17 protein-coding genes and 1 pseudogene are annotated in these 21,652 nt (G+C 72.1%); 10 read left to right on the top strand and 8 right to left on the bottom strand.

The annotated features are described in order from the left end of the window. Positions 1-107 precede the first annotated feature (107 nt). On the top strand, positions 108-1,628 hold the full coding sequence (locus ACIRR8_RS19230; RefSeq protein WP_404065946.1) for an alpha/beta fold hydrolase: 1,521 nt from the start codon (positions 108-110) through the stop codon (positions 1,626-1,628). Positions 1,629-1,838: 210 nt separating this feature from the next. Here the strand turns inward: ACIRR8_RS19230 and ACIRR8_RS19225 are convergent, their stop codons facing one another. Continuing rightward, the gene (locus ACIRR8_RS19225; RefSeq protein ID WP_404065944.1) at positions 1,839-3,464 is read right to left on the bottom strand and encodes an acyl-CoA synthetase; all 1,626 of its coding nucleotides are present in this window, start codon (positions 3,462-3,464) and stop codon (positions 1,839-1,841) included. A 166-nt stretch (positions 3,465-3,630) separates the two neighbouring features. On the opposite strand from ACIRR8_RS19225, the gene ACIRR8_RS19220 reads away from it, so the two are divergent. Genes ACIRR8_RS19220 through ACIRR8_RS19205 form a run of 4 tightly spaced genes read left to right on the top strand, consistent with a single transcriptional unit; the run spans position 3,631 to position 7,644 of the window. Beyond that, positions 3,631-4,461 carry a crotonase/enoyl-CoA hydratase family protein gene (locus ACIRR8_RS19220; RefSeq protein WP_404065942.1) on the top strand — a complete coding sequence of 277 codons (831 nt, stop codon included), beginning with the start codon at positions 3,631-3,633 and terminating at the stop codon, positions 4,459-4,461. A 23-nt stretch (positions 4,462-4,484) separates the two neighbouring features. Further along, complete coding sequence (locus tag ACIRR8_RS19215; RefSeq protein WP_404065939.1) at positions 4,485-5,432, top strand: Zn-ribbon domain-containing OB-fold protein; 948 nt, start codon at positions 4,485-4,487, stop codon at positions 5,430-5,432. Beyond that, the gene (locus ACIRR8_RS19210; RefSeq protein ID WP_404065937.1) at positions 5,433-6,485 is read left to right on the top strand and encodes a thiolase domain-containing protein; all 1,053 of its coding nucleotides are present in this window, start codon (positions 5,433-5,435) and stop codon (positions 6,483-6,485) included. Further along, positions 6,478-7,644: a thiolase domain-containing protein gene (locus ACIRR8_RS19205; RefSeq protein WP_404065934.1), complete on the top strand. Its 1,167-nt coding sequence runs from the start codon at positions 6,478-6,480 to the stop codon at positions 7,642-7,644. Before ACIRR8_RS19210 ends, ACIRR8_RS19205 begins: the two co-directional genes overlap by 8 nt. 34 nt (positions 7,645-7,678) lie before the next feature. On the opposite strand, the gene ACIRR8_RS19200 is transcribed toward ACIRR8_RS19205, so the two are convergent. Then, positions 7,679-9,235, bottom strand: coding sequence for a hypothetical protein (locus ACIRR8_RS19200; RefSeq protein WP_404065932.1), 1,557 nt, complete (start codon positions 9,233-9,235; stop codon positions 7,679-7,681). 294 nt (positions 9,236-9,529) lie between these two features. Here ACIRR8_RS19200 and ACIRR8_RS19195 point away from each other — a divergent pair, with 294 nt between their 5' ends. Continuing rightward, positions 9,530-10,030, top strand: coding sequence for a hypothetical protein (locus ACIRR8_RS19195; protein ID WP_026242033.1), 501 nt, complete (start codon positions 9,530-9,532; stop codon positions 10,028-10,030). Between the two features lie 187 nt (positions 10,031-10,217). Here ACIRR8_RS19195 and ACIRR8_RS19190 read toward each other — a convergent pair whose 3' ends face one another. The 3 genes from ACIRR8_RS19190 to ACIRR8_RS19180 form a co-directional block, all read right to left on the bottom strand. Next, positions 10,218-12,431 carry a germacradienol/geosmin synthase gene (locus tag ACIRR8_RS19190; RefSeq protein ID WP_404065930.1) on the bottom strand — a complete coding sequence of 738 codons (2,214 nt, stop codon included), beginning with the start codon at positions 12,429-12,431 and terminating at the stop codon, positions 10,218-10,220. A 183-nt stretch (positions 12,432-12,614) separates the two neighbouring features. Then, entirely contained in the window at positions 12,615-13,316 is a 702-nt protein-coding gene (locus tag ACIRR8_RS19185) for a transglycosylase SLT domain-containing protein (RefSeq protein WP_404065927.1), read from the bottom strand. Positions 13,317-13,909: 593 nt separating this feature from the next. After that, positions 13,910-15,046: an aminoglycoside phosphotransferase family protein gene (locus ACIRR8_RS19180; RefSeq protein ID WP_404065925.1), complete on the bottom strand. Its 1,137-nt coding sequence runs from the start codon at positions 15,044-15,046 to the stop codon at positions 13,910-13,912. 231 nt (positions 15,047-15,277) lie between these two features. On the opposite strand from ACIRR8_RS19180, the gene ACIRR8_RS19175 reads away from it, so the two are divergent. Then, positions 15,278-16,774, top strand: coding sequence for a hypothetical protein (locus tag ACIRR8_RS19175; RefSeq protein ID WP_404065923.1), 1,497 nt, complete (start codon positions 15,278-15,280; stop codon positions 16,772-16,774). 108 nt (positions 16,775-16,882) lie between these two features. Here the strand turns inward: ACIRR8_RS19175 and ACIRR8_RS19170 are convergent, their stop codons facing one another. Then, positions 16,883-18,304 carry a PP2C family protein-serine/threonine phosphatase gene (locus ACIRR8_RS19170; protein ID WP_404065921.1) on the bottom strand — a complete coding sequence of 474 codons (1,422 nt, stop codon included), beginning with the start codon at positions 18,302-18,304 and terminating at the stop codon, positions 16,883-16,885. Between the two features lie 273 nt (positions 18,305-18,577). Here ACIRR8_RS19170 and ACIRR8_RS19165 point away from each other — a divergent pair, with 273 nt between their 5' ends. The 3 genes from ACIRR8_RS19165 (at position 18,578) to ACIRR8_RS19155 (ending at position 20,074) form a co-directional block, all read left to right on the top strand. Then, on the top strand, positions 18,578-19,429 hold the full coding sequence (locus tag ACIRR8_RS19165) for a phosphotransferase (protein ID WP_404065918.1): 852 nt from the start codon (positions 18,578-18,580) through the stop codon (positions 19,427-19,429). A gap of 127 nt (positions 19,430-19,556) precedes the next feature. Beyond that, complete coding sequence (rpmG, locus tag ACIRR8_RS19160; protein WP_018515115.1) at positions 19,557-19,721, top strand: 50S ribosomal protein L33; 165 nt, start codon at positions 19,557-19,559, stop codon at positions 19,719-19,721. 92 nt (positions 19,722-19,813) lie between these two features. After that, positions 19,814-20,074, top strand: a complete 261-nt coding sequence (locus ACIRR8_RS19155; protein ID WP_404065914.1) for a type B 50S ribosomal protein L31 — start codon at positions 19,814-19,816, stop codon at positions 20,072-20,074. Positions 20,075-20,298: 224 nt separating this feature from the next. On the opposite strand, the pseudogene ACIRR8_RS19150 reads toward ACIRR8_RS19155, so the two are convergent. Next, positions 20,299-20,933 (bottom strand): annotated as a pseudogene (locus ACIRR8_RS19150) (DUF1275 family protein). A gap of 207 nt (positions 20,934-21,140) precedes the next feature. Beyond that, positions 21,141-21,641, bottom strand: coding sequence for a tetratricopeptide repeat protein (locus ACIRR8_RS19145; RefSeq protein ID WP_404065912.1), 501 nt, complete (start codon positions 21,639-21,641; stop codon positions 21,141-21,143). Positions 21,642-21,652 lie beyond the last annotated feature (11 nt).

The raw sequence follows: 21,652 nt of genomic DNA, 5'->3' as shown, positions 1-21,652 counted from the left end.
GACCAGTAATTCAGGAGACCGGGTGCGCTGGCAAGGGGGTGAACCCCCGGATCGGCTCGTGGCGAAGGGCGGTGCCGGCCCGCCAGGCGTTCCTGTTGGATGGACGCATGCCGATCTTCTCCGCGTACGACACCACTCCGCTCGCCTACCACCTGGTCGGGGAGGGCGAGCCGCTGATCGTGCTGCCCGGCGGGCCCATGCGGGCGAGCGCGTACCTCGGCGACCTGGGCGGGCTCTCCGCCGTACGGCAGCTGGTCCTGCTCGACCTGCGCGGAACGGGCGGATCCGCCGCACCCGAGGACCCCGCGACCTACCGCTGCGACCGGCTCGTCGACGACGTGGAAGCGCTGCGCGAACACCTCGGCCTGGACCGGATCGACCTGCTGGCCCACTCCGCCGGCGCGAGCCTGGCCCTGCTGTACGCCGCCCGCCACCCGGACCGCCTGCGCACCCTCAGCCTCATCACCCCGGCCACCCGCGCCGTCGGCATCCCCGTCACCGACCAGGACCTCCGCGAGGCCGCCGAGCTGCGCAGCGCCGAGCCCTGGTACGCCGAGGCCCGGGCCGCCCAGGAGGCGCTGTTCGCCGGCGGGCCCTTCGCCGAGCTGTGGCCCGCCGTCCGGCCGCTCACCTACGGCCGCTGGGACGACGCGGCCAGGGACCACGCCGCCGCCTCCGCCGGGCAGACCAACGCCGAGGCGCGCGGCCGCTTCGACGAGGGCGCGTACGATCCCGCCGCCACCGTCCCCGCCCTGCGCGAGCTGTCCGTGCCGGTGCTCGTGCTCGCCGGTGAGTACGACGGCGTCCCGAGCCCGGACCGGGCGACGGAGCTGGCCGCGCTCTTCCCGTACGGCGAGTTCACCGTCCTGCGGGGCGCGGGGCACTTCCCGTGGCTCGACGACCCGGGCGGCTTCTCCCGTACCGTGGCGGCCTTCCTCGATCCCGGCCTCCTCACCGTGCGGGCGGGCGGGGTCCGGCTCGCCTACCGGGTATGGGGCGAGCCCGCCGCACCGCCGGTCGTCCTCCTGCACGGCCGGGCCGGCTCCTCCCTCACCTGGACCCGGATCGCCGAGGCGCTCGCCGCGGAACACCGCGTGTACGCACCGGACTTCCGGGGCCACGGGTTCAGCGACTGGCCCGGCCGCTACTCCTTCGAGCTCTTCCGCGACGACCTCCACGCCTTCCTGGAGGCCCGCAACCTGACCGGCGCCACCGTGATCGGGCACTCCATGGGCGGAGTGGCGGCCTACCTCCTCGCCCAGCGTGAACCGGGGCTCATCGGCCGGCTCGTCATCGAGGACGCCCCGCCGCCCCTCCCGCTCGACCCGCCCCGCCCGCCGGCCGAACGGCCCGAAGGCGAGCTCGACTTCGACTGGCCCGTCGTCCCGGACACCGACGCCCAGCTCAACGACCCCGACCCGGCGGGCCGGGAGCGGCTGGCGGAGATCACCGCTCCGACCCTCGTCATCGGCGGCGGCCCCACCAGCCACATCGACCAGAAGCAGCTCGCCCGGATGGCGGACACCATTCCCGGGGGCGCGTTCGTCACCATCAAGGCGGGCCACCTCGTCCACACCACCCGGCCCGAGGAGTTCCTCGCCGCGCTCCGGTCGTTCGGCCTGGGCTGACCGTCAGTTCTCCGGCGGGACCGGGACCAGCCGGTACCGGTCTCCGGCGGCAGCGCCGACTCGTCGATGCGGTGGACGGTGTGGTCGCCCACGGACCAGAAGGGGGTGGTGCGCGTGGCGGACGGGTCTGTGCGGGGTGCACTGGTCACAGGGGGCCTTCCTCGTCGAGCTGAAGCCGTAAGTGTGCTTCGGTCGACCGTAGTCCCCTGATCAGCCCTCCGCCGCGACCGCGTCTGCCGTCACCGCCTTCGCCCAGCGGTAGTCCGCCTTGCCGCTCGGCGAGCGCTGGATCCGGTCGGCGATGACCAGTGCGCGCGGGATCTTGTAGCCGGCGAGCCGGGTCCGGCAGTGGCTCTGCACCGCCTCCAGGTCCAACGCCGAAGCGCCCTCGCGCAGTTCGAGGACAGCGGCGACCCTGCTGCCCCAGCGCGCGTCGGGCACCCCCGCGACCAGCGCGTCGTACACGTCCGGATGGGCCTTCAGTGCCTGCTCGACCTCCTCCGGATAGACCTTCTCGCCACCGGTGTTGATGCACTGCGAGCCCCGGCCGAGCACGGTGACGATGCCGTCCGCGTCCATGGTCGCCATGTCGCCGAGCAGTACCCACCGTTCATCGTCCTTGCGGAAGAAGGTGTCGGCGGTCTTGGCCGGGTCGTTGTAGTAGCCGAGCGGCACATGGCCGCGCTGCGCGATGCGGCCCACCTCGCCCGGCGTCACCGGCTCGTACGTCGCCGGATCGACCACGGCCGTACGGGAGTTGACCTGGACCCGGAACCCGCGCTCGGGGCCGGAGTCAGCGGTGGCCGTGCCGTTGAAGCCGGACTCGGAGGAGCCGAAGTTGTTGAGCAGCATCACGGTCGGCACGAGCGCCTGGAACTCCGCCCGCACCGAGTCCGACATGATCGCACCGGAGCTGGAGACGGAGAACAGCGACGAGCAGTCCGTCCCGCGCAGCGGCCCTTTGAGGGCGTCGATCAGCGGCCGCAGCATGGCGTCACCCACCAGCGACACGCTGGTGACCCTCTCCTTCTCGATCGTCCGCAGCACCTCTTCGGGGGCGAACTTCCGGTGCACGATCACCCGTTGGCCGAAGTTGAACCCGATGAACGCGGTCAGCGTCGAGGTGCCGTGCATCAGCGGGGGAGTGGGGAAGAAGCTGATGCCGTCGCCGCCCGCCGCCACTCGCTCCGCCAGCTCCTGAGGGCTCTTCACCGGCTCACCGGTCGGCGCACCACCACCGAGTCCGGAGAAGAACAGGTCCTCCTGACGCCACATCACTCCCTTCGGCATCCCGGTCGTGCCGCCGGTGTAGATGATGAACTGGTCGTCGGAGGAACGTGGTTCGAAGCCGCGAGAGGGGGAGCCGGACGCTTCGGCCTCGGCGAAGGGGACCGCGTCCAGGCCCGGGGGCGGGGCTGAGGATCCCGCCCGGACCAGATGGCGCAGGGCCGGAGCCTGGGTGGACGCCGCCGCCACCCGCTCGTCGAACTCGCCGTCGAAGACCAGCGCCGCCAGGTCCGCGTCCCGGTAGAGGTAGACCAGTTCCTCCTCCACGTAACGGTAGTTGACGTTCACCGGCACCAGTCGCGCCTTCAACGCCCCCAGTACCGTCTGGAGATACTCGATGCCGTTGTAGAGGTGCAGCCCCAGGTGTTCGCCCGGGCGGAGGCCCGCGTCGATGAGGTGGTGGGCGATCCGGTTGGCGGCGTCGTCGAGTTCGGCGTAGGTGAGGCGCCGCTCGGCACCCGTACCGGGATGGTCCACGTACAGGAGCGCCTCGCGGTCGGGGACCACGTCGACGACCGACTCGAACAGGTCGGCAAGGTTGTACTCCACCGTTCCTCCTGACCCCGGATGACTGGTGACTCGGCCGTCATTAGAGCGCCGGTCGGCACAAGTGGGAAGGGGCCGCGTCGAAAGAATCTGACTGACTGTCAGAAAACTATTGAACTGCGACCCCGCCTACTGCAACCTGTTCCAGGTCTGCAGACGGGAGTTCGTCATGGGCGGTACGGAACACGTCGGTACGGAAGGCCTCGGCACGGAACACCTCACCGTGGAGCGCCGGGGCGCCACGCTGGTGCTCACCTTGAACAGGCCGCGGGCCAGGAACGCGTTGTCACTGCCGATGCTCGTCGGCCTGTACGACGGATGGCTCGCGGCCGACGCCGACGACGAGGTGCGCTCGGTCGTCCTCACGGGTGCGGGCGGCGCGTTCTGTTCCGGCATGGACCTCAAGGCGCTTGCGGGTGACGGGATGGAAGGCCAGGAGTGCCGGGAGCGGATGGCCGCCGACCCGGACCTGCACTGGAAGGCGATGCTGCGCCACCACCGGCCGCGCAAGCCCGTGATCGCCGCCGTGGAGGGGCCGTGCGTCGCCGGCGGCACCGAGATCCTCCAGGGAACGGATATCCGCATCGCGGGTGCGGGCGCCACTTTCGGCCTCTTCGAGGTCCGGCGCGGCCTCTTCCCGATCGGCGGCTCCACCGTCCGGCTGCCGCGCCAGATCCCCCGTACCCACGCCCTGGAAATGCTCCTCACCGGCCGCCCGTACACCGCACAGGAGGCTTCCTCCATCGGGCTCATCGGCCGTGTCGTCCCCGACGGCACCGCGCTGGACGAGGCCCTCGCCGTCGCCGAGCGGGTCAACGCCTGCGGGCCGCTCGCCGTCGAGGCGGTGAAGGCCTCGGTCTACGAGGGCGCCGAGCTGACCGAGAGCGAGGCGCTGGCCGCCGAACTCAAGCGCGGCTGGCCCGTGTTCGCGACCGAGGACGCCAAGGAGGGCGCCCGTGCCTTCGCCGAGAAGCGCCCGCCCGTCTACCGCCGCGCCTGAACCCTGAGTCCTTGGAGAGAACCATGACCGAGATCCTCAGCGCCCCGCTGGTGGTCGAATTCCCCTTCACCCGCTCCCTCGGCCCCGTCCAGAGCGCGTTCCTCACCGGACTGCGCGAGCGCACCGTCCTCGGTGTCCGTACGGACGACGGCACGGTGCTCGTCCCGCCCGTCGAGTACGACCCCGTCACCGCGAACGAACTCCGCGAGCTGGTGGAGGTCGCCGCCACCGGCACCGTCACCACCTGGGCCTGGAACCCGTCGCCGCGCCGCGCCCAGCCGCTGGAGACCCCGTTCGCCTGGGTGCTCGTCCGCCTCGACGGCGCCGGCACCGCGCTCCTGCACGCGCTGGACGCGTCCGGAGCCGACGCCGTGCACACCGGGATGCGGGTCCGGATCCGCTGGGCGGCCGACCGCACCGGCGCGATCACCGACATCGCCTGCTTCGAACCGTACGACGGTGAGCCCGGCCCGACCGAACCCGCCTCGCACGACGGGGAGTTCACCGATCCGATCACCGGCATCACCGTCCCCGCCCGCCTCGACTACACCCACACCCCCGGCCGCGCCCAGAGCGCCTACCTCAAGGCCCTGGAGGGCCACCGCACCGTCGGCGAACGCTGCCCTGCCTGCCACAAGGTCTACGTGCCGCCGCGCGGAGCCTGCCCCACCTGCGGCATCGCCACCGCGGAACAGGTGGAGGTCGGCCCGCGCGGCACCGTCACCACCTTCTGCATCGTCAACATCAAAGCGAAGAACCTGGACATCGAAGTCCCCTACGTCTACGCCCACATCGCCCTCGACGGCGCCGACCTCGCCCTCCACGGCCGCATCGCCGGCATCCCGTACGACCAGGTCCGCATGGGCCTGCGCGTCGAGCCCGTCTGGATAGAGGGAGCCCGCCACCCCGACCACTACCGGCCCACCGGGGAGCCCGACGCCGACTACGACACGTACAAGGAGCTGGTGTAGATGCGAGACGTGGCGATCGTCGCCTTCGCCCAGAGCCCGCACCGGCGGCGTACGGACGAACTCTCCGAGGTCGACCTGCTGATGCCCGTCCTCCACGAGGTCTTGGAGGCGACGGGCCTGAGGGCCAACGAGATCGGGTTCACCTGCTCAGGCTCCGCCGACTACCTCGCCGGGCGGGCCTTCTCCTTCACCATGGCGCTCGACGGCGTCGGCGCGCACCCGCCGATCTCCGAGTCGCACGTCGAGATGGACGGGGCCTGGGCGCTGTACGAGGCCTGGGTGAAGATCATGACCGGTGAGGCGGACACCGCGCTGGTCTACTCGTACGGCAAGTCCTCGCCCGGCCAGGTGCGCGACGTCCTGACCCGCCAGCTCGACCCGTACTACCTCGCGCCGCTCTGGCCGGACTCCGTGGCGCTCGCCGCTCTCCAGGCCCAGGCGCTCATCGACGCGGGCCACACCGACGAGGCGGCCCTCGCCTCCATCGCCGCCCGCAGCCGCGCCGACGCCACCACCAACCCGTACGCCCAGCTCACCGGCGACGTCCCCGCGGGCGACCACCTCGTGCGGCCACTGCGCACCGGCGACTGCCCACCCATCGGCGACGGCGCCGCAGCCGTCATCCTCGCCGCCGGGGACACCGCCCGCGCCCTGTGCGCGCGGCCCGCCTGGATCCGGGGCATCGACCACCGCATCGAGGCCCACAGCCTCGGCGTCCGCGACCTGACCGACTCACCCTCCACCCGGCTCGCCGCCCAGCACGCCGGAGCCTTCGAACGACCGGTGGACACAGCCGAGTTGCACGCACCGTTCACCTCGCAGGAGGTCATCCTGCGCAAGGCCCTCGAACTCGGCGACGACACCTGTGTCAATCCGTCCGGAGGCGCGCTCGCCGCCAACCCGATCATGGCCGCGGGCCTCATCCGGCTCGGCGAGGCCGCCGCCCGCATTCACCGCGGCGCGTCCGACCGGGCCCTCGCCCACGCCACCTCCGGGCCCTGCCTGCAACAGAACCTGGTCGCCGTCCTGGAAGGGGAGAGCGCTCATGGCTAAGGAGCCCGTCGCCGTCGTCGGCATCGGTCAGACCAAGCACGTCGCGGCCCGGCACGACGTCTCGATCGCCGGACTGGTCCGCGAGGCGGCCGTCCGAGCCCTGGAGGACGCCGGGCTGACCTGGAGCGACATCGACGCCGTCGTCATCGGCAAGGCGCCCGACTTCTTCGAGGGCGTCATGATGCCGGAGCTGTATCTCGCCGACGCGCTCGGAGCCGTCGGCAAGCCGATGCTCCGCGTCCATACGGCGGGCTCGGTCGGCGGCTCGACCGCGCTCGTCGCCGCGGGCCTGGTCGCCGCCCGCGTCCACCGGACCGTCCTGACCCTCGCCTTCGAGAAGCAGTCCGAGTCCAACGCCATGTGGGGCCTCTCCCTCCCGGTTCCCTTCCAGCAGCCGTTGCTGGCCGGGGCCGGAGGCTTCTTCGCTCCGCACGTGCGCGCGTACATGCGCCGTACGGGAGCACCGGACACGGTCGGCTCCCTCGTCGCGTACAAGGACCGCCGCAGCGCGCTCAAGAACCCGTACGCGCACATCCACGACACGGACATCACGCTGGAGAAGGTCCAGGCCGCGCCCATGCTCTGGGATCCGATCCGCTACTCCGAGACCTGCCCCTCCTCCGACGGGGCCTGCGCGATGATCCTCACCGACCGCGCCGGTGCCGCCCGCGCGCCCCACCCGCCCGCCTGGGTGCACGGCGGCGCGATGCGCAGCGAACCGACGCTCTTCGCCGGCAAGGACTTCGTCTCACCGCAGGCCGGGAAGGACTGCGCCGCCGACGTCTACCGGCAGGCCCGGATCACCGACCCGCGCCGGGAGATCGACGCCGCCGAGATCTACGTACCGTTCTCCTGGTACGAGCCGATGTGGCTGGAGAACCTGGGCTTCGCCGGCGAGGGCGAGGGCTGGAAACTCACCGAGGCGGGCGTCACCGAACTCGACGGCGACCTCCCGGTCAACCCGTCGGGCGGAGTGCTGTCGACCAACCCCATCGGCGCGTCCGGCATGATCCGCTTCGCCGAGGCGGCCCTTCAGGTACGAGGACGGGCGGGCGAGCACCAGATCGACGGGGCCACCCGGGCGGTCGGCCATGCCTACGGGGGTGGGGCGCAGTTCTTCGCCATGTGGCTCGTCGGATCGCAGCCTCCGCCGGGGTGACGGCCCCAGTGCCTGCCGGGCCGGTGCGCGGGTCTCACGGCAGCGGGCAGCTGACCTGCATCACCCGTTCGGTCAGCCGGCCCGTGAGGCGGCCGTCGGTGACGGCGGCCTCCTCCAGCCAGTCCGCCACGGTCAACTGCTCCACCAAGGGCTCCAGTTCACCGGGCTCGACGGCACACCAGGAGGTGAGGACCGCCAGGTCGACGCCTTCGCCGCCCTGACCCAGCCGGCCGTCGGTCGTGGTCCGGACCGCCAGGGCCAGGGCCAGGAGCCGGGTGGCGGCACCCGTCTTCTTCTTGCGGAGCTTCTTGTCGCCGATGACCCGCTGGGCCCAGCCGCTGAGCTTGGGGCGGGTCTTGCGGCCGAAGTCGAACGGGCCCTGCCCGTCCTCGCCGGGCATCAGCGACGGGATGGTGATCGGGGTCGGGCTCTCCGGACGGGAGGCGAGCAGATCGTCGGCGGTGCCGGGGACGGAGAGCCAGCCGCACTCCACGAGTCGGCCGATCAGCGCCTCGGGCTCCGTCAGCGGCAGACCCCGGACATCCTGGCCCACCAGGTTGCCGGTGCCGGTGAGCGCCGAACGCAGGGTCAGCACCACCGCCATCAGCCGGGCCTCCGGGCCGGGCAGCGGAGTGTGGTCGGCGACATGGGCGAGGACCGTCCGCGCGTGTTCCCACTGCGTGAGCCCGGGCAGCAGCCGGTTGGTGACCTCCCCCTCGCCGACCGGGCTCTGGCCCGTGCGCTGCTGGTGCTGGAGGAGAGCGGCGGCGGCCGCCTGCTCGGCGCGCCGGGCCTCCAGCCGCAGCTCGGTCTCGCCGGTGACCTCCGCCCAGGTGATGAAGGCCTTCGCCTTGCGGGCATGGAGCTCGGCGAGCTGCTCCAGGTCGGGTTCGGGGCGCTCCTGGTAGGCCCGGAAGAGGTCGCCCAGCTCGATCAGCTCGTCGCGCAGGGCGATCGGGTGCAGGTCGTACGGGACGAAGCGCTGCGCGATCTTTCCGGTCCTGCGGTTGCGCCGGGGCTTCGCGCGGGGCGTGCGCGGAGCGGGCACCGACTCGGGCACGGGGGGCTCGGACGAGGCGGCGTGGGAGAACTGCGGGCCGGCCGGGACGGGCGGACGGCCCGCCGCCGCGCGCGCTCCCGCCGTCGGCGCCGGTGGGGCGGCGGCCGGAGCGGTGGCGACGATCTTGGCGGAGGGGTGGGCGGCCGCGCAGCGCGCGCAGCACTCCAGCGCCCGCCACCAGCGGCCCTGCCGGTCGTTGATGACGGCCAGGACCACCGGACCTCCGCACCGCGAGGCCGGCGTACGGTCGCGGGGACCCTCGTCCCGGACGTGCGTGTGGCACTCCTCGGCCCGGCAGGCGCAGTACGCCCCGGGCCGGGGCCCCGACGCGGCGCGCAGATGCGACGCGAGGTGCGCGACGGCCGTCGTCCGGCCGACGGCGGCGGAGGGCAGGACCTGGGGGGCGCAGGCCGGACGGCCGCACGAGACGCGCACCGCGGTGCCTCCCCGGTCGGCCGGGTCCAGACGCACCATCCACGCGCGTCCCACCACCCGCTCTTCCAGCCCGCTCACTGTGCCCTCCACCGTCATCCTGTCCTCTCCTCCGGCGTATCGCCGTACCCGTCCTGCTGCCTGCCGTCGCCCCGTACGCGCCGCTGCCGCGACGGACGGCGCACGGCGGTGATCCAACGGTATGCGGCACATGGCCTCGCCGCGGGCGAACTTGCGCCTATTCCACGCGGAAGAGTCCGGTACGCGCCACGGAGGGGCCTCGTACGCACCGCGGAGGAGCCTCGTACGCACCGCGGAGGGGCCTCGGCGAAGGGCCGCGTTCCGCTTCGGGCCCGGCTCCGCGAGGTGAGCCGGGCCACGTACGATGGCTGCATGTCCTTCCTCCGCCGCCGTAGCGCCGCAACACCCGCGGGCCCGGACTTCGACGTCCTGGCCATGGACCCGGGGGACTGGCCCGGCAACCTCGGCGCCGGTCTGCTCCCCGCGCCTGACGGCAGCTGTCAGGGCGTCTTCCTCCGTTACGACCTGTACGGCGGCCGCGGCCCGGCCATGATCATCGGTAATCTGCCGGCCGGCTCGCCCGCCCGCGAGACCGAGGACGGCCAGGTTCCCTTCGAGGTCGCGCAGCTGCTGCTGGCCCTGGAGAACGACGAGCCGATCGAAGTCGTCAGCAGCGAGGACGTCCCCGTGATGCAGGGCGACAACCTGCTGATCGTCCGCCGGGTCAAGCTCTCGGAGAGCCGGATCGCCTGCGTCCAGTTCGACCGCAGCGACGGGGTGCTCGTCACCATCGCCAGCTGGGACCGGCCGATCACCGACGATCTGTACACCCTCCTCAAGCCCCTCCCCGCAGAGCTGTTCCAGCAGGGCTGAAACGTCACTGCATAGGCCTCTCGCATATGCGGGAGGCCTATTTTCATGGCCGCTCCCGGCCCGTCACGAGGTTGTCGTGACGGGCCGGGAGCGACTTGTGCCTAGGAGGTGTCCGGCCGATCATGCCGGGCCCGCGTGCCCTGGTGCCGCACCTTGCGGCGTTGCTCCGGCCTGATCGACAAGCCCCCTAGGCCCTGCTGCCCGCCAGCTCGGTGAACAGCCGCGTCACCTGCGCCGCCGACGTGCCGAGCCCGGTGGGGCCGCTGAGGTGCCAGGGGGCGCCGTGGCCGCGCCGCAGGTCCTCCTCGCGGTACCGGCGGCAGCCCCGGTGCCAGATCAGGATGCCCGCGATCCAGTGCTTGAGCTCCAGCACATAGTCGGCGAGCACCTCCCGCGCATCGGCGTCCAGGTCGAAGTCGTCGTACAGCACCGGCAGTTCGACCTCCGCCACGTGCAGGAACTGCCGCAGCCGCGAGTTCATCAGGTCGTGCACGACCGCCACGCCCGTCGGGTAGTCGACCCCGAAGAAGTTCTGCACGACCAGGACGCCGTTGTGCACCTCACCCTCGTACTCGATCTCCTTCTGGTACGAGAACAGGTCGTTCAGCAGGAACGCGTAGTCGGCGGCGGCGTTCTCCAGCGACTGCATCGGGCCGCTCCGGTAGATCGCCCTCGGCACCTTTCTGCCGTGTGCGAGCCTGCACAGGCTCATGGTCAGGTTCGAGCCGAAGGTGTCCCGCCGCATCTCGACGTAGTCGACCGGATCGGGGATGCGGTTCTGCGCCTGGTTGGCCAGCTCCCACAGCCAGCTCTCGGTCATCGACTCGATCGTGTCCCGGAAGGTGCGCCGCGCGTCCAGGTCCATCGGTGCCGCGGTCCTGCGCCACAGATCGCCGAGCGACCGCTCCAGCGCGTTCACCGGCTCCGGGGCTGCCTCACCGTCCAGCGGCATGAAGAGCGAGAGCCGCTCGTTGGCCGCCCGGGCCCCGGCCAGGTCCCTGGCCCGGCCGTGCACCACCGGGAACCAGTCGTCCCCGTACGTCCCCCAGGCCAGCCATGCCGAGGAGATGTCCAGCTCCTCCGGTGAGGCGTCCGGATGGATGCCCGCCGCACACAGCGGGAGGTCGATCGCGATGATCCGCTCCTCGTCCCAGATGTGCGAGCCCGGAACGCCCGGCTGCGCCTCCAGGATGCCCATCCGCCGCGCCCAGTCGACGAGCCGGACCCGGGCGCCTTCGAGATGCGGGCTCAGTGTCGTCCCGAACGGCAGCTTCAGGTCGGGGACGATCGAGGGGCCCACGTGCTGGAACGGCAGATGGCTGTGGCTGCGCGCCCTGGCCGTCTCCGAACGCGGCGTGAACGTGATTGACGCGGCCGACATGCCGAATCCCGGCACCGCCTCGCCGGCCCCGCCACCGTTCATGTACCGACTGGAGCGCATGTGCCATTCATGGCCACCGGACTGCCAGTCCTGGAGCCCTTTGGCGTACGCGAGGACGGACGCGGTCTGCGCCAGGTCGAGGCCCTTCTCGGCGCAGAGCGGGCCCAGTTCGGTGAGGGCGGTGTTCTCGAACTGCTGGAGCCGTGAGGTCAACAGGTCGTTGACGGCATCGGCGGCCTCCTGCGTGGAGCAGCCGAGGAACGTCTCCAGGACGAGGACCCCGTTGCTGTTCTCGCCCTCCTCCTCGACCTCTCGCTGGTACGAGAAGAGGTCGTTGCGCAGGTGCACCCCGTCGGAGAAGGCGTCGCGCAGGACGCGCAGCGGTCGTGCGCCGGCCACTTCGGCGGGCACCTCTGCGTCGGCCGCGTACTCCACCAGACCGGCCGACCAGGGGGCGCCGCCGACCTTGCGGCGCATCTCGATGTACTCCACGGGGTTGGCGATGCGGCCCTCGTTGATGTTGGAGAGCTCCCACATCGACTCGTTGAGGAGGTTCTCCGTCGACTCCGCGAACCTGGCCCGCCAGGCGTCCGACATCGCGGGGACCGTACGCGTCCACAGATCGGCGAGGCCCGCCTCGACGGGGTTCTCCGGCTCGGGGGTCGCGGCCCCGCGCTCCATCGGCATGAAGGCGGGCAGCCGGTCCAGATACCGCTTGGCACCCTCACGGTCGGGGGTGCGCTTGAACAGTTCCAGGAAGTGGTCGTCGAAGAAGAAGACCCACACGTACCAGTCGGTGACCAGGGACAGAGCCTCGGCCGAGCAGTCGGGGTGGGTGTAGGCGCAGAGCAGGGCGTAGTCGTGCGCCTCCAGGTCCTTCTCCTCCCAGACGCCGGATCCCTCCAGCATCCCCATGGAGCGCGCCCACCGACGCGTGTGCGTCCGGGCCGCCTCCACATGAGGGTTGAGCCGTGCCGGATACGGAACATAGAAGTCCGGCAGTGAGAAGGGCTGTGCCATGTGCGTCAGGCCTTTCCGGAAGCCTCCGCGCGGTGAGAGCGCGGACCAGTGGTGTCCGCGCCAGCTCTACCCTTCGGCCAACCGGGGCACGCACCAGGGCGATTAGTCGGATAATCACGGTCTGGTCTGTGCCCGTCGGCGGCGGTCCGCCCGGCGGGCGGAGTGGACTCAGCGCACGAGTTCTCAGTACGCGGAGTCGACGTTGTCGATCGAGCCGTACTTGTCCGCGGCGTAGTTGGCGGCGGCGGTGATGTTGGCGACCGGGTCGGTGAGCTTCTTCTCGGTGCCGTTGACGTGGTAGGCGTCGAAGGTCGGCTGGATCACCTGGAGCAGGCCCTTGGAGGGAATGCCGTTCTGCGCGTTGATGTCCCAGTCGTTGACGGCGTTCGGGTCGCCGCTGGACTCGCGCATGATGTTGCGGTGCAGCCCCTCGTAGGAGCCGGGGATGTTCTTCTTCTTCATGATGTCGAGCGACTCGCGGATCCAGCCGTCGAGGTTGTTCTTGTACTGCTTGGGCGCGGCGACGGCCTTGCGCTCGGTGGAGCGGTTGGCGGCCTGCTTCTCGGAGCGCGCCTTCTCGGCGGCCTTCTTCGCCTCGGCCTTGCGGTCGGCCACGGCCTTCTCCGCGGCGGCCTTGCGCTCGGCGACGGCCTTGCGGTCCGCGGCCGCCTTCTTCGCGGCGGTCTCCTGGGCGGCCTTCTTGGCCGCGGCTTCCTTCGCCGTGGAGGCACCGGCGACCTTCTCCGCGGCGATGGAGGTCTTGGCCGCGGCGGGCTGTGCGTCGCTCTGCCCGCCGGTCGCGGCGATGGCCGTGACGGAACCGGCCGCGACGAGCACGGCGGTGGCGAGCTTGTGGGAGCGGGTGATGCGGATGGTGCGGGGCATGCGTGAGCTCTTCCTGTTGGGGACGGGATCTGCGGCCCGTGGCCGCGTGAGCGGAGACCGAGGGGGGTTCGGCTGCCGACCGCCGGTGGGCGTTCGTCGCAGGCTCGGTCTCGGTGCTTGCCGGGATCCATGGTTAACGGCCACCGGAACAGGACGCAATGACCCTATTTACTACCCTCAGTAGGAGATGGCGGGAAATATCTGTTTAAGCATTTTCGTGCCGCCGCAGGAGCGGGCCCGCACCTACTACCGAACCTCGTAGGTGACGTGGGTCTCGTGGCGCGCCTCACCCGGGGAGGACGTCCGGGCGCCGCAGAGTCAGCGCCCGGTCACGCGGGGGCGTGGCTTGCGGGGGCGCTGAGGCCGCCGCATCGGCTCGGCTGGGGGCGGGACGGCTCGGCCGGTGGGCGGAACGCAGACCAGCGGGCCCATCTGCCCGGCCGGCGGGCGGCACGCAGAACAGCGCGCTGCGGACCGGTGTGTCGGCACCGGTCCGCAGCGCGCTTCCCTTACACAGTGGCCTCTCCGCCGTGGGTCTTCGGCGGGAGGCGGCACACCCGCCCTCCCCCGGAGACCCACGCGGCCGCGCCGGCTCAGCGCGTCCCGACCGCCGCCCGCACCGCCCGCCGCGCCATCGCGCAGTCGTCGTGCAGTCGGCGCAGCAGCAGCCGCTGCTCCTCGCCGGAGGAAAGCGCGCCTGGCTGGTCCTGGCCCGCGCCCACCGCGGGCGCCTCGCGCATGGTGCGCTGCACGGCCGTCTCGTAGTTACGGATCTCCCGGGTCAGCACCAGCATCAGGTTCACCAGGAACGCGTCCCGCGCCGCCGGTCCCCTGGCCTGTGCCAGCTGGCTGATCTGGCGGCGCGCCACCGGAGCGTCGCCGAGCACCGCCCACAGGGTCGCCAGGTCGTAGCCCGGCAGATACCAGCCCGCGTGCTCCCAGTCGACCAGCACCGGACCGGTCGGGGAGAGCAGGATGTTGGACAGCAGCGCGTCCCCGTGGCAGAACTGGCCCATGCCCTGGCGGCCGCCCGCCTGGGCCAGGCCGTGCAGCAGCTTCTGCAGGTCGCCCAGGTCACGGTCGGTGAACAGGCCGAGCTCGTGGTAGCGCGCGATCCGTGAACCGTAGTCCAGCGGCGCCTCGAACAGCCCGGGCGGCGGCCGCCAGGCGTTCACCCGGGCGATCGCACCGAGCGCCGCACGGATGTCGGCCCGCGGCGGAGCCTCCGCCGGGTGCCGGGTCAGCGCGGCCACCCGGCCGGGCATCCGCTCGATCACCAGCGTGCAGTTCTCCGGGTCCGCCGCGATCAGCCGGGGCACCCGAACCGGGGGGCGGTGCCGGACGAACGCGCGGTACGCCGCTATTTCGTGCTGGAACCGCTCGGTCCAGGCGGGGGAGTGGTCCAGTAAACACTTCGCCACGGCGGTCGTCCGCCCGGTGGCGCCCACGATCAGGACCGAACGGCCGCTGCGCCGCAGGACCTGGACCGGGTTGAACTCGGGGCAGATGCGCTGCACGGAGGCGATGGCCATCCGCACCTGCGCGCCCTGCGGTCCGGAGAGGTCGATCCTTCCGCTGAGAGGTCCGGCACCCGGTCCCGCCGCCCGCCGGGTCCGGCCCAGACCCTGCGCCGGCGCACCGGCGTGGGGGGCGAGATACGGCCCGCCGCCCGCCCCCATGGGACGGAGCGGCCGGGGCGGGGCGGACACGGAGGACGATGCTGTGTACATGGGCGATACAGATCCCTTCGTGCGCCGACAAGTTACGTGCGCCAACCCGGCCGACGGCCGTTCGGCACCCTGGGGAGTACCTAGGGCTGCCGGGCGGGGTGGCGCTTTCCTACCTGACAACGAGTCACGGGTGGCAGACCATCTGGCGGACCCTGGCGAACCCTGGCGAATAGTCACAGCGCATCTGACAGGGGGTTAGTGTCAAGTCAGCCGAGAACCTGGGGGCTTGACGTGACCGGAGAACCCAACACCCGCCTTTCTGACCTGTTCGGCCTGGCCGGCTGGTCCAAGGGCGAACTCGCGAGAATGGTGAACCGGCAGGCGGCGGCCATGGGCCACCCGCAGCTGGCCACCGACACCTCGCGGGTCAGGCGCTGGATCGACATGGGGGAATCGCCCCGTGATCCCGTGCCCGAAGTGCTGGCAGCCCTGTTCACCGAGCGGCTCGGCCGTGTCGTGACCATCGAGGACCTCGGGTTCGGCCGACGCGGGCGTGTGGGGAAACGGCGTGACGCGGGGAAGGAACACGACCCCGAGCAACTGCCGTGGGCGCCCGAACGGACGGCAGCGGTCCTCACCGAATTCACGGGAATGGACCTCATGCTCAACCGACGCGGCATGGTGGGCGCGGGCGCCGCGCTCGCCGCCGGCTCAACCATCGCCGGCCCCATGTATGACTGGCTGCGCAGCAGCCCCGCTTCCGCCACCGACGCGCCACGCGCCAACGATCCCCAGCACGCCGACCCCGCCGGATTCGACCGGTACGAGGCCGCGCCCGTGGGCTCGGAGGAGATCGAGGCCCTGGAGCGCTCGGTCGAGGTGTTCCGCGCCTGGGACGCCTCCCACGGCGGGGGACTCCAGCGCAAGGCCGTCGTGGGCCAGCTCAACGAGGTGGGCGGCATGCTCGCCTACCGCCACCCCGACCACCTCCAGCGCCGCCTGTGGGGCGTCGCCGCCAACCTCGCCGTACTCGCGGGCTGGATGTCCCACGACGTCGGTCTGGAACCCACCGCCCAGAAGTACTTCGTCATCGCCGCGCACGCGGCCAGGGAGGGCGGCGACCGGCCGCGCGCCGGTGAGGCGCTCTCCCGTGCCGCGCGCCAGATGGTCCACCTGGGCCGCCCCGACGACGCCCTCGACCTGATGAAGCTGGCGAAATCCGGCTCGGGCGAGGAGACCCTGCCCCGCACGCAGGCCATGCTGCGCACCATCGAGGCCTGGGCGCAGGCGGCGATGGGCAAGGGCCAGGCCATGCGGCGCACCCTCGGCGAGGCGGAGGAGCTCTTCGTCTCGGACGAGGGCGATGTGCCGGCGCCGAGTTGGATGCAGATGTTCGACGAGGCCGATATGCGCGGCATGCAGGCCCTGGCCTTCCGCACGCTGGCCGAGCACGACCCGGCGGCCGCGACCATCGCCCAGCGCCACGCCAAGCAGGCCCTGGAGCTGCGGATCAACGGCCGCCAGCGGTCCAAGATCTTCGACTACATCTCGCTCGCCTCGGCCTGCTTCATCGCCAACGATCCCGAGCAGGCCGACCGGTATGCCCGGCTCGCGCTGGTGTCGATGGGGGAGACCTCCTCGCACCGCACCTGGGACCGGCTGCGCGAAATGTACCGGCTCACCGGCCAGTTCGCCGGGTACGCCAAGATCCAGGACCTCCGCGAGCAGATCGAGCTCTCCTTGCCGCAGAGTCCGGTCGCCAAGAGGGCCAGGGGTGCGCAGGCCTGATCCCCGTACGCGAACGCCGGCGGAGGCCGTAACCGTCGCGCGTGCCCACCGACATGACGCACCGGCAGTCCTGAGGGCCGCGGTCCTGAAGGCCGGTCCCGCGCCCCCTCACGCCTCGATGCGGGCGACCAGCACACACGCGTCGTCCAGGCGCTCGGCCCCGCCGAATTCCTCGGCCACGCCCCGTACGCACTCCTGCGCGTCCCGGGCCCGTGCGAACACAGGGGCCAGGGCGAGCAGTCGCTCCGGGCCCGCACCCCGGTCGCTGCGCCGCGTCAGGCCGTCCGTGTGCAGCATCAGCACGTCACCGGGGAGCAGGCGCACCTCGTCCTGCTCATAGGCCACCTGGGAGGCGGCACCGAGCAGCACGCCGTCCGGGGGCTGCAGCCGACGCCCCGTTCCGTCGCGGAAGAGCAAGGGGGCGGGATGTCCCGCCTGTGCCCAGGAGAGGCTGCCGGTCGCCGCGTCGAAGCGGCAGCACAAGGCGCTGCCCAGAGCGGGCCGCATCGATGTTTCGAGGAGGTGGTCGAGGTGACCCATCAGGGCGCCCGGCTCGATACCGGCGACGGCCATGCCGCGCAGCGCGCCGAGCACCATGGCCAGGGCCGAGGTGGCGGGGAGACCGTGCCCGGTCAGATCGCCGACGGCCAGCAGGGTCCGGCCGTCCGGCAGCTCCATCGCGTCGTACCAGTCGCCGCCGGTCAGGCTGCCGTCCACGGAGGGGAGGTGGTGAGCGGCGATGTCCAGGGCGCCGACGCGCTGTCGCGGAAGCCGTAGCGAACCGCGCCACGACGGCACGGCGGTCTCCTGAGCCACGAGGGTCCGGCTCTCCGCGCCTTGGACGTGCTCCTCGCGCCGCGTCGAATCCCGGTTCCGGTCGACGGTCTCCTCGCTGCGGCGCAGCTCGCCGACGTCGCGGAGCACGGCCCACATGGCGGCCGTGCACCCCTCGGAGTCGAGGACCGGCTCGCCCGTCATGTGCAGCGTGCGCACCTGGCCGTCGGGGAGGACGATGCGGAACTCCCCGTCCATCGGCTGCCCGTCCACGAGGCAGCCCGTCACCATGGAGGTCAGCTTCGGCTGGTCTCCGGGGAGCAGGACGGAGGGGAGGTCGTCCAGGGAGAGGGGTGGCGAACCGGGCGGCCGGCCGAAGATCTCGTACAGCTCGTCGGACCAGCTGACCTCATCGGTGAGGAGGTTCCATTCGGCGCTGCCGACCCGGTGCGGCGTGGCGCCGGCCGCCGTGTCGTCCTCGGCCGCGCGGTCGTCCCGACCGGCGGAGCGCTGGGCGGGCGGACCGGCCTTGAGCTGACCGAGGTGCTGGTCGAGGTTGTCGAGGTGCTGGACGGCGAGATCGCACAGGGCGCGCTGCCAGCGCGCCTGAGGGTCGTCCTCGTTCGTCGCCGCCGTGTTCCGTCCCACGGCGTCCACGTCTCCGCGCAGTCGCCGCGCGCGATGGATCAAGGCGTCGACGGCATCGTGCGCGGGAGGCTGTGGTGCGGGGCGGTCCGCGAACAGATGGGACGGCATCTCGTACTCCGATACAGGCGCGGTGCGGCCGGGTTTCCGGGGTCGACCGCTATCGACTGTCGCACAGGCCGCGGCAGCCCGTAAGGGATTCGACGACACTCGACGCGTTGTTGCTTCTGGCATATGCCAGCGGCTGCGTGAGAGAGGAAATGCTCCGAACGGGCGTGCGGTTGAGGGGTTTTGGCCTGCCCCGGTGGCATACGCGCTCCGGGCTGAGCGGCCCGGCAGTCAATGCGCGTGCGCGCGGCGGGACCGCCCGGCAGGATGCCTCCCATGCCCGAGCAGCCGTCCGTCATCCTTCCCCCGTCCTCCGTTCTCGACGCCTTCGGCGTACGGGGCACTCCCGAGCCGCTCACCGGTGGTCAGGGGCGCAGCGTGCGGGTCGGTGGAGCCGTCCTGAAGCCGGCGGAGGGGACCGAGGGTGAATCGGAATGGGCCGCGTCCCTCCTCGAAGGGCTGCCGAGGGGTGACGGTTTCCGTGTGCCGCGGCCGCTGCGGTCGGCGGCGGGGGCCGGTGTGGTCGACGGCTGGACGGCCGCCGAGTTCATGGAGGGCCGCTCCGGCCCCGGTGGGCGGTGGCCTGACGTCGTCGCCGTCGGCCGCGCCTTCCACGCCGCCGTACGCGATCGGCCGCGCCCGGACTTCCTCGACCGCCGGACACACCCCTGGGCGGTGGCCGACCGGGTCGCGTGGGGCGAGCAGGAGGGTGACGTGGTCGCGGAGCTGGCCGAGCCGTTCGAACGCCTGCTGTCCCTCCGTCGGCCCGTGGAGGCGGTGGCGCAGCTCGTCCACGGCGACCTCGCCGGCAATGTGCTGTTCGCACCAGGGCGGGTCCCCGTCGTCATCGACTTCTCCCCTTACTGGCGCCCGCCTCTCTACGCGGAGGCCGTGATCATCGCGGATGGCCTGCTCTGGTACGAGCCCGGCCCCGGCCACCTCGTCGGTGGGGGAGGCGACCCCCGCTGGCGGCAGATGCTGATCCGCGCCCTGATCTTCCGGCTCGTCGCGCTGAGCGGGCTGGTCGACCCGTCCTGGCGCGCAGGGGAGAAGGAGGCGGCTCGGTTCCTGGCGGCCACGGAGGCGGTGGAGCGCGGAACGTACGAGGGCCGGGCGCGGCGGCTCTGACGGCTGCCGGGGCAGGACGGTCCGGCCCGGGAATGCCGACGGGGCGGGCCGCGTTACTCCATCAGAACGAAAACGAATCCCATTCCCGTTACGGGGGTGGAGTCGTCGAGCACCACGGGAGGCGCCCATGGCCCGCAACGAACTCAGGCCCGTCGTGACCCTCCGGTCCACCGCCGGAACGGGCAGCAGTTACGTGACCCGCAAGAACCGCCGCAACACCCCCGACCGGCTGGAACTGCGCAAGTTCGACGCCGCCGCCGGTCAGCACGTCCTCTTCCGCGAGACCCGCTGACCGCACGGAGCCGGCCGCACGGGCCCGGCCGCACGCAGGAAGCCCTCGCACGTCACCACCGCCGCCACCGGCGGTGAGGAAGGAACGCATCGATGAAGCCCCGTATCCACCCCGTCTCCCGCCCCGTGGTCTTCCGTGACCGCGCCGCGGACGTCGCCTTCCTGACCCGCTCGACCGCCGACTCCGGCGAGCGTGTGGCCTGGGAGGACGGCAACACCTACCCCGTCATCGACGTGGAGACCTCGTCGGCGAGCCACCCGTTCTACACCGGTGGCCGCCAGGTGCTCGACACGGAAGGCCGCGTGGAGCGGTTCCGTCGCCGTTACGGCACCGGCGAGGCGTCCAGGAGCTGACCGGCGCCGGCTCCGGCCGGCGGCGGAACCGGGCATTCCGTGCCATGGATCACATCCATGGGGGCGGGTTCCCCGGAACAGTCCTAGATGGTTTATCGTTCATCTATACGTGGGTGTGAGGGGGACCGTGTCCCCGGGCCTCACCACCAGCCCATGGGGAAGCTCGTACCGCCGAAGCCCCGTGGAGCCCCTCGCCGAGAGGCGACCGCCCTTCACGCACGCACTCAAGCCGCCCCGGCTGGATTCCCCCGATCCGGCCGGGGCTTCCTCGTATCCGAGCCCTTGCGCCTCCCGGGATCGAGGACCGTCGCCCCGGCCACCAGCACGACCGCCCCCAGGGCGGCCCCGGGGCTCCACCACCGTTCGGCCGACGCCGCGAGCGCGGCCCCGGCCACCACCGCCCCAGCCGCCCCAGCACCCAGACGTCCCCAGGCGCCGGCTCCCGCGCCGCCGCGCGTCCGGCGAGCGAGGTGAGGGTCCCGGTGAAGTAGTTCGTCGGTGCCCCCCTTACGCGCCCCTGGACGCCCATCGCCAGCGCCACCAGAGCCAGCAGCCCGAGCCGTTCACCGTACGAGGCGACCAGGCCGAACCCCCACAGCGCGGCCGCCACCCCGAGCAGGACGACCTCGCCCAGGAGCAGAGCCCGCAACGGAAGCCCGGCCATCAGCGCCCCACCCGCCACCCCGCAGGCGTACGCGGCCAAGGCGGTCACCACCCGAAGCGCCACCCCGTCCTCACCGGCCCCGGCGGCCGAGGCGCCGAGCAGGACCAGATTCCCGGTCATCACCCCCGCGAAGACCTGGCCCACACAGAGGAAGGCGAACGCGTCCGCCGCCCCGGAGGCCGCGGACAGGAGCAGCAGCGCCCACGCGCCGCGCCGACAGGGACTCCCGGCCCGTGGCGCGGCGGACGAGGAGGACGGAAGCGCAGGAGGGGAGTGCACGCGAGCATTCTCGGTACGCGCACACGTCCGGCCCGCGCGCCGCGCCGCTCCACCGGGCCGGCGCTCGACGCCGTAGGCCGGGCGTCCGGAGCCTCACCGCTCACGCAGGCCGTGGCTCCCGGTTCACATCGTCTCGTGGAGGTCCTTCGCGTAGTGCTCGATGGCCTGCCGGTACTGCTGGACCTGCCGGTCGTCACTGGTCGACGCCACCAGCCGCAGCAGCAGCCGCATCGCCTCGTGGTGCTCCTCCGTGTTGAACAGCGCCATCGCCAGGAACGTCTGCAGCGCCCCGTCGTCCGGGAACTCCTCGATGCCCCGGCGGAGCGTCTCCACGGCCTGCCCGTACCTCCCCAGCACCCGGTAGGTACTGCCCAGGCCCAGCAGCGCCCCGTGGCGGTCCTCCGCGCTCAGCCCGGTGCCCGTGAGGCTGCGTTCGTAGTACGCCACCGCCTCGCTCTCCAGGCCCAGGACATCGTGGACCCACGCCGTCCGGTACGCCACCTCCGCGTCGTCGGGGAACTCGGCGGTCAGGGCGAGCAGCCGCTCCCGCGCCTCCCCGGCCCGGCCTTCCTCACGCAGCCGGTCGGTCTCGGCCAGCAGGTCCTTCTTCTCACGTGCGCTCATGGGCCCATCGT

Source organism: Streptomyces sp. NPDC101178, assembly GCF_044767965.1.
Lineage (GTDB): Bacteria > Actinomycetota > Actinomycetes > Streptomycetales > Streptomycetaceae > Streptomyces.
Note: the sequence above shows the minus strand (reverse complement) of the source record. Positions and strands in the feature narration are given on the sequence as shown.

Excerpts from the sequence above, each read along its gene's own strand:
- ACIRR8_RS19205 (WP_404065934.1), top strand. The coding sequence starts at position 6,478 with ATGGCTAAGGAGCCCGTCGCCGTCGTCGGCATCGGTCAGACCAAGCAC.
- ACIRR8_RS19200 (WP_404065932.1), bottom strand. The coding sequence starts at position 9,235 with ATGACGGTGGAGGGCACAGTGAGCGGGCTGGAAGAGCGGGTGGTGGGA.
- ACIRR8_RS19220 (WP_404065942.1), top strand. The coding sequence starts at position 3,631 with ATGGGCGGTACGGAACACGTCGGTACGGAAGGCCTCGGCACGGAACAC.
- ACIRR8_RS19190 (WP_404065930.1), bottom strand. The coding sequence starts at position 12,431 with ATGGCACAGCCCTTCTCACTGCCGGACTTCTATGTTCCGTATCCGGCA.
- ACIRR8_RS19145 (WP_404065912.1), bottom strand. The coding sequence starts at position 21,641 with ATGAGCGCACGTGAGAAGAAGGACCTGCTGGCCGAGACCGACCGGCTG.
- ACIRR8_RS19180 (WP_404065925.1), bottom strand. The coding sequence starts at position 15,046 with ATGTACACAGCATCGTCCTCCGTGTCCGCCCCGCCCCGGCCGCTCCGT.
- ACIRR8_RS19185 (WP_404065927.1), bottom strand. The coding sequence starts at position 13,316 with ATGCCCCGCACCATCCGCATCACCCGCTCCCACAAGCTCGCCACCGCC.
- ACIRR8_RS19230 (WP_404065946.1), top strand. The coding sequence starts at position 108 with ATGCCGATCTTCTCCGCGTACGACACCACTCCGCTCGCCTACCACCTG.
- ACIRR8_RS19170 (WP_404065921.1), bottom strand. The coding sequence starts at position 18,304 with ATGCCGTCCCATCTGTTCGCGGACCGCCCCGCACCACAGCCTCCCGCG.
- ACIRR8_RS19165 (WP_404065918.1), top strand. The coding sequence starts at position 18,578 with ATGCCCGAGCAGCCGTCCGTCATCCTTCCCCCGTCCTCCGTTCTCGAC.
- ACIRR8_RS19210 (WP_404065937.1), top strand. The coding sequence starts at position 5,433 with ATGCGAGACGTGGCGATCGTCGCCTTCGCCCAGAGCCCGCACCGGCGG.
- ACIRR8_RS19215 (WP_404065939.1), top strand. The coding sequence starts at position 4,485 with ATGACCGAGATCCTCAGCGCCCCGCTGGTGGTCGAATTCCCCTTCACC.
- ACIRR8_RS19195 (WP_026242033.1), top strand. The coding sequence starts at position 9,530 with ATGTCCTTCCTCCGCCGCCGTAGCGCCGCAACACCCGCGGGCCCGGAC.
- ACIRR8_RS19155 (WP_404065914.1), top strand. The coding sequence starts at position 19,814 with ATGAAGCCCCGTATCCACCCCGTCTCCCGCCCCGTGGTCTTCCGTGAC.
- rpmG (WP_018515115.1), top strand. The coding sequence starts at position 19,557 with ATGGCCCGCAACGAACTCAGGCCCGTCGTGACCCTCCGGTCCACCGCC.